General features: G+C 39.0%; 7 protein-coding genes, 7 tRNA genes and 1 rRNA gene. 1 reads left to right on the top strand and 14 read right to left on the bottom strand.

The window, feature by feature from the left end:
- On the top strand, positions 1-295 hold a 295-nt coding region (locus BUF11_RS23695; protein ID WP_139243290.1), incomplete at its 5' end, for an IS3 family transposase.
- A 139-nt stretch (positions 296-434) separates the two neighbouring features.
- Here the strand turns inward: BUF11_RS23695 and BUF11_RS23690 are convergent.
- The 14 genes from BUF11_RS23690 to BUF11_RS23625 form a co-directional block, all read right to left on the bottom strand.
- The gene (locus BUF11_RS23690; protein WP_073591338.1) at positions 435-854 is read right to left on the bottom strand and encodes a TM2 domain-containing protein; all 420 of its coding nucleotides are present in this window, start codon (positions 852-854) and stop codon (positions 435-437) included.
- Positions 855-932: 78 nt separating this feature from the next.
- Positions 933-2,084, bottom strand: a complete 1,152-nt coding sequence (locus tag BUF11_RS23685) for an SPFH domain-containing protein (RefSeq protein ID WP_073591337.1) — start codon at positions 2,082-2,084, stop codon at positions 933-935.
- 186 nt (positions 2,085-2,270) lie between these two features.
- The gene (locus BUF11_RS23680) at positions 2,271-3,731 is read right to left on the bottom strand and encodes a sensor histidine kinase (RefSeq protein WP_139243502.1); all 1,461 of its coding nucleotides are present in this window, start codon (positions 3,729-3,731) and stop codon (positions 2,271-2,273) included.
- Positions 3,703-4,386, bottom strand: a complete 684-nt coding sequence (locus BUF11_RS23675) for a response regulator transcription factor (protein ID WP_073591335.1) — start codon at positions 4,384-4,386, stop codon at positions 3,703-3,705. Before BUF11_RS23675 ends, BUF11_RS23680 begins: the two co-directional genes overlap by 29 nt.
- 273 nt (positions 4,387-4,659) lie before the next feature.
- Complete coding sequence (gene tkt / locus BUF11_RS23670; RefSeq protein ID WP_073591334.1) at positions 4,660-6,645, bottom strand: transketolase; 1,986 nt, start codon at positions 6,643-6,645, stop codon at positions 4,660-4,662.
- 20 nt (positions 6,646-6,665) lie between these two features.
- Positions 6,666-7,319, bottom strand: coding sequence for a fructose-6-phosphate aldolase (gene fsa / locus BUF11_RS23665; protein ID WP_073591333.1), 654 nt, complete (start codon positions 7,317-7,319; stop codon positions 6,666-6,668).
- Between the two features lie 302 nt (positions 7,320-7,621).
- Positions 7,622-7,694: transfer RNA gene (locus tag BUF11_RS23660), tRNA-Lys, on the bottom strand.
- Between the two features lie 35 nt (positions 7,695-7,729).
- Positions 7,730-7,802: transfer RNA gene (locus BUF11_RS23655), tRNA-Phe, on the bottom strand.
- 52 nt (positions 7,803-7,854) lie between these two features.
- A tRNA-Met gene (locus tag BUF11_RS23650) sits at positions 7,855-7,928 on the bottom strand.
- 30 nt (positions 7,929-7,958) lie between these two features.
- A tRNA-Tyr gene (locus tag BUF11_RS23645) sits at positions 7,959-8,040 on the bottom strand.
- 31 nt (positions 8,041-8,071) lie between these two features.
- A tRNA-Thr gene (locus BUF11_RS23640) sits at positions 8,072-8,144 on the bottom strand.
- 23 nt (positions 8,145-8,167) lie between these two features.
- Positions 8,168-8,240: transfer RNA gene (locus tag BUF11_RS23635), tRNA-Val, on the bottom strand.
- A 14-nt stretch (positions 8,241-8,254) separates the two neighbouring features.
- A tRNA-Asp gene (locus BUF11_RS23630) sits at positions 8,255-8,328 on the bottom strand.
- A 48-nt stretch (positions 8,329-8,376) separates the two neighbouring features.
- Positions 8,377-8,700, bottom strand: a 23S ribosomal RNA gene (locus BUF11_RS23625); the annotation flags it as partial.

Here is an 8,700-nt window from a genome sequence, read left to right as displayed (position 1 = left end):
CGATCAAGGTTGGCAGTACCAACATGCGTACTATCGTAATGAATTAAAGAAATATGGAATAATTCAATCTATGTCTCGTAAAGGAAACTGTTACGATAATTGCATTATGGAGACTTTTTTCGGAAGACTAAAGACCGAAATGTTTTATGGTCATGAAAAGGATTTTGGATCCTTCGATGAATTTAAGAAAGCAATAGATGAATATATAGATTATTATAATAACAGGAGAATTCAATCAAAAACAAAATGGATGCCTCCTGTAATATACAGGAAGACATCCATCAAGAGTGCCTAATCATCCAGTTGAATAATGATGTGTCCAGAAAACTGGGTACATATCATCATCTAAACAAACATTAAAGGGAGGTTTTCAAAATTCCAATCTTTTACGATGGTATTCTTATTATCTATTATTCTACTAAAATCATTTCTTTTTATTGAAGCCTTACATGGTGCTTCAATTGAAAATTTTCATCGTTAGAACACAAGTATATTATACCCTCTATTACACCTATAAAAGCAGGTATGGCGGTCCAGCAAAAGAGTAAATACAAAAGTCCCATTCCTATTTTCCCTAAATAAAATTTATGAACACCAATACCACCCAATAATATTGCTAATATCCCAGCCGCTACCTTACTTTTAATTGGCCACGTCGGATTCATAGCGGTAACATAAACCTGTTGAGGCTGCTGTTGTATAATAATCTGTGGTTGAACTTGCTGTGGTATAGGAGCAGAATACATGGTTTGCTGGTTAACCTGTTGCTTCACGAATTTTTCACCACAAAACTTGCATTCTGTACTTGCCGGATCTATTGGAGCTCCACACTGCGGACATGTATTTTCATTCATAATTCATTCCTCCTGTTTTTGTGTTATCTATTTTAGGCCTATAATATATAGCCAACATAACCATAAAATATTATTTTTCTATATTTCTTCGGATCTATGTATATTCACTTTTTTTCCACATTCAGGGCAGAATTTAGAATTCAAATCTAATTTATAACCACATTCGCATATTAAACTGCCTAAATCAAAACCACATTCCGGACAGTATTTAGATTTGCTATGGATACTCTTATTACAGGCAGGGCATTGTATCATTTCTTCCTGCACCTTTTCTTTTAACACTTCACCACATTCACTGCAAAAGTTAGTTTTAATACTATTTTGTGCGTGACAAGCAGGACATATCTTTACAGAAGCCCCCCCAAGAGTACTATTCATACCATTATTTATACTCATAGCAGTCCCGAAGCCAAGTCCACCAGCTGCAAAAGCACCTGCAACTCCATTTTGGTTATTAGCAGCTCCTTCATATACATCAAATGAGCGCTTAGTTGAATAACGATTGTCACCCATTAATTCAAATGCAGCTTTATCTTCAAGTATCTTATTTATTTTTTCAAAGTCCTCATCCGGAAAATTTATGGATTGTATATAAAAATTTACAACTTTAAATCCATATTTTTCGAATTCTTCTGTAATCTGTAATTGTGTATGCTGTGATAACGCTTCTAACTTAGTAGATATTTCTAATGCAGATATCTTTTCTGATATTATAGTAGTTGAAATAATTGACTTTACTTTTATAACAATTAATCCACGATAAAATTCTTTTATTTTATCATATTTTACCAAATCGTCCTGATTCATTCCGCCAATTAATTCTTCAAAAAACATGGTATAATCTTGTAATTTTAATCCCATTTGTCCAAAAGCACGGATTCTTAACCTTACAAAATACTTTGGATCAATCAATTGAATAGGGTCTGTAGTACCCCAATTAATATCAAGTTTTGTAGTCGTATTCAAAAAATATACTTCTGCACTAAAAGGTGTTTTCCCTCCAAAAGGTAAATTGATTAATTTATTTAAAAGAGGTAGATTCTCCGTACTTAACATAAATGTTCCAGGATAAAAGGCATCACAAACTGTTCCATTTTTTACAAAAATAGCAGCTTGTCCTTCTTGAACTATTAATTGTGTCCCAAAAACTAATTGATCTGAAGGATACTTATATATAATCCAATCACGATTTTTAAGACCATTAAATCTGACAACATCTAATAAAGCCATAACATCTGTTTCCTTCCATTGGCAGTCTTTTGTATAATTTTTAAATTTGGTATTATAATACATTTTATTAAATTTTATCATAAAAAGTATAAAATATCAATAAACAGGCAACAAATATTTTGTTAAAATATAGTTGCCCTTTTTATTAAGACTGTTTTTTTGAATTAACCATTGACATAAACTTTTCTAAAATCTCTTGGGAAGTGTTATAGTAAAAGTTGTCCCCTTTGTGAGCTGGGAGCGAACCTTTATTTTACCTGTATGACCCAGTACAATAAGCTTCGCAATAGACAGTCCAAGTCCATGCCCGCCTATCTTTGCATTTCTTACCTGATCAGAGCGGTAAAAACGTTCAAAGATATTATCTACATCCTTTCTTGTCATACCGATTCCAGTATCTTTTACCTCTATTACGCAGTCTCCTGCATCGTCTTCACAGGTAATCGTTATTGTATCCCCTTCATTGGTATACTTTACTGCATTATCAATGAATATTCTGATGGCTTGTTTTAAAGCCTGCTTATCCCCATATACTTCAATATCCTGTAGTACAGGCGCTTCAATATTCCGGTCTTTGACCACAAGCTTTGTTTCCTTCACCATATCTTCTACTACCTGGCACATATTAAATCTACTCTTATCAAGCTTTAAGGTTTTCTTATCATGCCTTGAAAGAAACAGCAGTTTTTCTACCAGGTCCTGCATAAATTTTGCTTCGTTATTAATCGCCTCGATGGATTCTAGCATTACCTCTTCATTGCCGGTGCCCCACCGGTTTAACAGGTTGGCATAGCCCTGAATAACAGCAATAGGAGTACGAAGTTCATGGGAAGCATCGGATACAAATTGCTTCTGGCTTTCATAAGAAATCTCCAGCCTGTCTAACATATTGTTAACCACCGCAGCCAAGTCCTTTAATTCATTCTTCGTCCCCTCTACATTAAGCCGCCTGCTGTTCAGATTATTCACCGTCAGTCGGTTGGCTGTCTCTGACATTTCATTAATCGGCTCTAACAGCTTTATATCACTTTTCTTGCCAAAATGAGTGATAATATACATAAACAGTAAATAGAAAAGACACATCCATAGCAGCAGTCCATTCAACTCTTTCAGACTGGTACTCATGTCATATTGTAAGAGAACACTTACCTGACTGTTCTGTACCTTAATATTTTTTTCTTCCTCTATCCATATGGTAAAAGGCCCTTTTTCCATCCAGCCTCTGACATATACCGCATTAAACATCCTTTTTTCTTTGTCGGACTCTTCTCTTAAGTTATTAAAAAGAATCCTTTTATCCTGTTCATCAATTGCTTTATAGTGGATACCTAAGAGGTCATAGGTACTGTCATTATTTCCGTTTCCTTCCGGAAAACCTTCTTTTTCTACCTCACTAAGGATAACCTCCGCCCTGTCATGAAGCCTTTGCTTCTCACTCCACAAAAAAAGCAGAGAAAAGCACCCAAGAAACAATATACCGTTAATGATAAGAAGCTTAAGATAATGAAGAGATATACGGAATGCAATGGAAAAGCGGAAATTACCAAGCCATTTCTCCCTTTTTTTTCGGAAAGGAAGAATAATTCTAATAAGCAGCTGCCTTATAGATTCTTTTAAATTATCCTTCATCTTTAATAATATAACCAACTCCTCTCACCGTATTAATCAGGCGTATTCCATACTTATCATCTATCTTCTGCCTCAAATACCGGATATACACATCCACTACATTGGTATCTCCCAGATACTCATAATCCCATACATTATTCAGGAGCTGTTCTCTCGTAATTGCTATATTCTTATTACGCATAAGATATTCTAACAGCTCATATTCCTTCTTTGTCAGCACCAGTTCTTCCTCCCCGTAAAAAGCGCTGTGTCCTGACAGATTCAGTTTCAGCTTCCCAATCATGAGGATATCCTGTTTCGGCTGTACCTGCTTTGTATGACGGTTTAAAGCCACACGTATCCTTGCAAGAAGCTCCTCAATTGCAAAAGGCTTCGTCATATAGTCATCCGCACCGATATCAAGTCCTGCCACTTTATCAGTAACATCATCCTTCGCTGTTAACATTATAACAGGCACATCGGATTCCATACGTATTCTCCTGCATACCTCTATCCCACTGATACCGGGCAGCATAACATCCAAGAGCACCAGATTAACATCCTTTTGCAAAGCCTTCTCCAGTCCCGACCTGCCATCAGGTGCTATATCTACCTCATAACCCTCATATTTTAACTCAAGCTCAACAAACCGGGCTATCTTACTTTCATCTTCTACGATTAATATCTTAGGCATATGACCCCTCCTGTTTTAATCTTACAACTAATTCCCCATGCATACCGCAAGCCTGTTTGCGGCACTGCTCAAATAGAAAGTGAAAATGTTTTTAATTTTCACGTTATCCTCATTCTATCTGTTAGTATAAATAATTGCAATATCTTAACATTAAAATTCTATTAGAATTACCCCAGGAAGCAAAAAAATGTGAGCATCAAAAGCAGTAAACCATATACTGCTCCTGACACTCACACCTTATTCATTTTAAAAGAAATCTATTTCTCTGTTTCTTTATAGTACTGACTTTACTGCGGCAACTACATTTTCTGCAGTGAAGCCAAACTTCTTAAACAATTCCCCTGCAGGAGCAGAAGCACCAAAGCTCTTCATGGTAACTGTGGTTCCGTCAAGTCCCACATACTTGCTCCAGCCAAAATCAATTGCCGCTTCTACTGCCACTCTTGCTCTTACTTTTTTAGGAAGGATACTTTCTTTATATTCCTCACTCTGGGAATCAAAAAGCTCCATGGAAGGCATACTGACAACTCTTACATCTATTCCTTCTTTTTTAAGCTCTTCTTTCGCCTTTACACTAATTTCAACCTCGGAGCCGCTTGCTACAATAATTGCATCCGGCACTTCCTTTTCAGAAGGTGCGATAATATAGCCACCCTTTAGAGCCTCTTTACTGGAACCGGCATACTGCGGCAGGTTCTGACGGGTTAAAACAAGTGCTGTAGGTGTTTTCTTTGAAGTAACCGCATAATACCAGCCGGCTATCGTCTCTGTTGCATCAGCAGGTCTGAATACTGTAAAATTCGGCATAGCACGCAACATGGCAAGCTGTTCTACAGGTTCATGGGTAGGGCCGTCTTCTCCTACACCGATACTATCGTGAGTTAAAACAAAAGTTAATGGAAGACCCATAATAGAAGAAAGCCTTGCCATAGGCTTAACATAATCGCTAAATACAAAAAATGTAGATACAAAAGCCCTTAATCCGCCATGAAGTGTCAATCCATTGCCGATACCTGCCATAGCAAGTTCTCTTACACCAAAATGCAGATTGCGTCCCTCATAGTTCTCTTTTGAAAAATCACCCTCATCCTTCATATATGTCTTTGTAGAAGGTGAAAGATCTGCTGATCCTCCAATAAAGCCCGGAACCAAATCCTTAATACGGTTAATTACCATACCGGAAAGATTTCTCGTAGCATCTGCCTTGTCAGGATATGCCCAAAACTCTTCATCCGTAAGAAGGTCCGCAGCAATATTTTCATCCTGACATTTATCCCAAAGTTCTTTCATCTCCGGATAAGCTTTTTCATACTGGTCAAACATCTGTGACCATTCTGCTTCTGCTTTTTCACCCTTTTTATTAAGCTCGTTTATATGGCTGTATACTTCTTCAGGCACATAAAAATCCTTATCAACAGGGAAGCCCAGCTTCTCCCTTAACGCCTTTATATTATCTGCACCGAGAGGTTCGCCGTGGGCACTTGCCATACCTTCTCTTGGTGAACCGTATCCAATCTTTGTCTTCACTGTAATTAAAGTAGGTCTTGTGGTATCAGCTTTTGCAGCCTTGATTGCTGCACCGATTTCCTCCAGATTATTTCCATCCTCTACAACCAGTGTCTGGAATCCGAACGCTTCAAAACGCTTTGCCACGTCTTCTCTAAAGGCAATATCCGTATTACCCTCGATGGATATCTTATTGGAATCATATAATACAATCAATTTGCCAAGTCCTAAAGTTCCTGCTAATGACATAGACTCATAGGAAATACCCTCCATCATGCAGCCGTCACCGCCTAACACAAAGGTATAATGATCCACTACCGGATATCCTTCTTTATTAAACTTAGCCGCCAGATGGGCTTCTGCCATTGCCATACCAACTGCCATTGCCATACCTGCACCAAGAGGTCCTGTGGTAGCCTCTACACCAACTGTATGCCCATACTCCGGATGTCCGGGTGTCAATGAGTCAAGCTGTCTGAAAGAGGCAAGGTCATTGATAGAAAGGTTGCCATAGCCAAACAGGTGAAGCAAGGAATATAATAAAGCAGAACCATGACCGCCTGATAGTATAAACCTGTCTCTGTTTGACCATTTGGGATTCTTGGGATTGTGATTCATATGGTTTGCCCATAATTCATAAGCCATAGCTGCTGCTCCCAACGGAAGCCCCGGATGTCCCGAGTTTGCTTTCTGTACTGCATCTGCAGCTAATACACGTAACGAATTAACTGATAGTGTCTCAATATTACTCATCTTTTCCTCCTAAGTCCTGCTTATTCTCCAAATACCGCTCTATAGTCTTTTTGGAATTTTTCAATTCCCTGATCCGTTAATGGATGCTTTATGCATTGCTCTATAACATTTAAAGGTACTGTAGCAATATCAGCACCTGCTAAAGCACAATCAGTAATATGAATAGGATTACGTACACTGGCGGCAATAATCTCTGTACTTATATTGTGAATCTGAAAAATCTCTGCAATTGTTCTTACTAAATCAACTCCGGATGTTGATATATCGTCCAGTCTTCCAAGAAAAGGAGAAACATAGGTTGCCCCTGCCCTTGCAGCTAATAATGCCTGGTTAGCCGTGAAAATAAGTGTAACATTCGTCTTTATTCCTTCGGAAGACAGCACCCTGGTGGCTTTTAATCCTTCCGCTGTCATAGGTATTTTTACTATCATATTGGGATGTATGTTGGCTATCTCTCTTCCTTCTGCTATCATCTCCTTGGAATCAACAGTTGTAGCTTTTACTTCTCCACTAATAGGTCCATCCACAATAGAAGCAATTTCTTTAATTACTTCTGCAAAGTCTCTTCCCTCCTTGGCAATTAAAGAAGGGTTTGTAGTTACTCCACAAATAACGCCCATTTCATTTGCCTTTTTAATATCTTCTACATTCGCTGTGTCAATAAAAAATTTCATAAACTTCTCCTCCGTATATAGCATTTTAATTATTCTAATAAGTTATATTATCCGCGCTTATGCCTGTTACATACACAATATACTATAAGATATTCTATATTGCAAGGTCATAAGGCCGTACTTCATATAAACTTTCCGGGAAAGAAGTAAATTCCATACGGAGTTAACTAAAGAAAGAAAAACTCCATGACTCTTTTATACACACCCACTCCAGAATATACCTGCAGTTTATCAATCAGATAGTGTATTACAAAAAGTCATGGAGCTTCATCTACCATTTACTTTTACAACGTCATATTCTATGAGACATCCGGGATTCGAACCCGGGACACCTTGATTAAAAGTCAAGTGCTCTACCAGCTGAGCTAATATCCCAAATTTATTGGTATATAATTTTACCCAATAAAAAATGCCCAGAGCCGGAATCGAACCAGCGACACGAGGATTTTCAGTCCTCTGCTCTACCGACTGAGCTATCTGGGCAAGGCCAACTTCATTGACTCAATAAAATTTGAAAACCACCAGGATTTTCGAATTGCGGGGACAGGATTTGAACCTATGACCTTCGGGTTATGAGCCCGACGAGCTTCCAGACTGCTCCACCCCGCGCTATTATTTTGTTGTTTTTTATAAAACAAATGGATGGAGAAGGATTCGAACCTTCGAAAGCGTCGCTAACAGATTTACAGTCTGCCCCCTTTGGCCACTCGGGAACCCATCCATATTTTTTTTTAAAAGTGTTTTCACACTCAAGCCGACGATCGGACTCGAACCGATAACCTGCTGATTACAAGTCAGCTGCTCTGCCAATTGAGCCACGTCGGCGGAAACTGCTTATTTTAGGTAGATGGGACCTATAGGGCTCGAACCTATGACCCTCTGCTTGTAAGGCAGATGCTCTCCCAGCTGAGCTAAGATCCCATATTCTAACTAAACGACCCAGAAGGGACTCGAACCCTCGACCTCCGCCGTGACAGGGCGGCGCTCTAACCAACTGAGCCACTAGGCCAATACTTGACAATCACTAACACATTAAACCATCCAAAAGAACCATTTTAAGGTCAAGCCCTCGACCTATTAGTATTAGTCAGCTGCATGCATTGCTGCACTTCCACCTCTAACCTATCCACCTGATCGTCTTTCAGGGGTCTTACTAGCTTACGCTATGGGATATCTCATCTTGAGGGGGGCTTCACGCTTAGATGCCTTCAGCGTTTATCCCTTCCCGACTTGGCTACCCGGCCATGCACTTGGCAGTGCAACCGGTACACCAGAGGTCAGTCCAACCCGGTCCTCTCGTACTAAGGTCAGCTCCTCTCAAATATCCTACGCCCGCGCCGGATAGGGACCGAACTGTCTCACGACGTTCTGAACCCAGCTC

The sequence above is a fragment of the Anaerocolumna xylanovorans DSM 12503 genome, assembly GCF_900143645.1.
Lineage (GTDB): Bacteria > Bacillota > Clostridia > Lachnospirales > Lachnospiraceae > Anaerocolumna > Anaerocolumna xylanovorans.
Note: the sequence above shows the minus strand (reverse complement) of the source record. Positions and strands in the feature narration are given on the sequence as shown.

Coding starts and splice junctions, on each gene's coding strand:
- BUF11_RS23690 (WP_073591338.1), bottom strand. CDS start 854: ATGAATGAAAATACATGTCCGCAGTGTGGAGCTCCAATAGATCCGGCA.
- BUF11_RS23685 (WP_073591337.1), bottom strand. CDS start 2,084: ATGGCTTTATTAGATGTTGTCAGATTTAATGGTCTTAAAAATCGTGAT.
- BUF11_RS23675 (WP_073591335.1), bottom strand. CDS start 4,386: ATGCCTAAGATATTAATCGTAGAAGATGAAAGTAAGATAGCCCGGTTT.
- tkt (WP_073591334.1), bottom strand. CDS start 6,645: ATGAGTAATATTGAGACACTATCAGTTAATTCGTTACGTGTATTAGCT.
- fsa (WP_073591333.1), bottom strand. CDS start 7,319: ATGAAATTTTTTATTGACACAGCGAATGTAGAAGATATTAAAAAGGCA.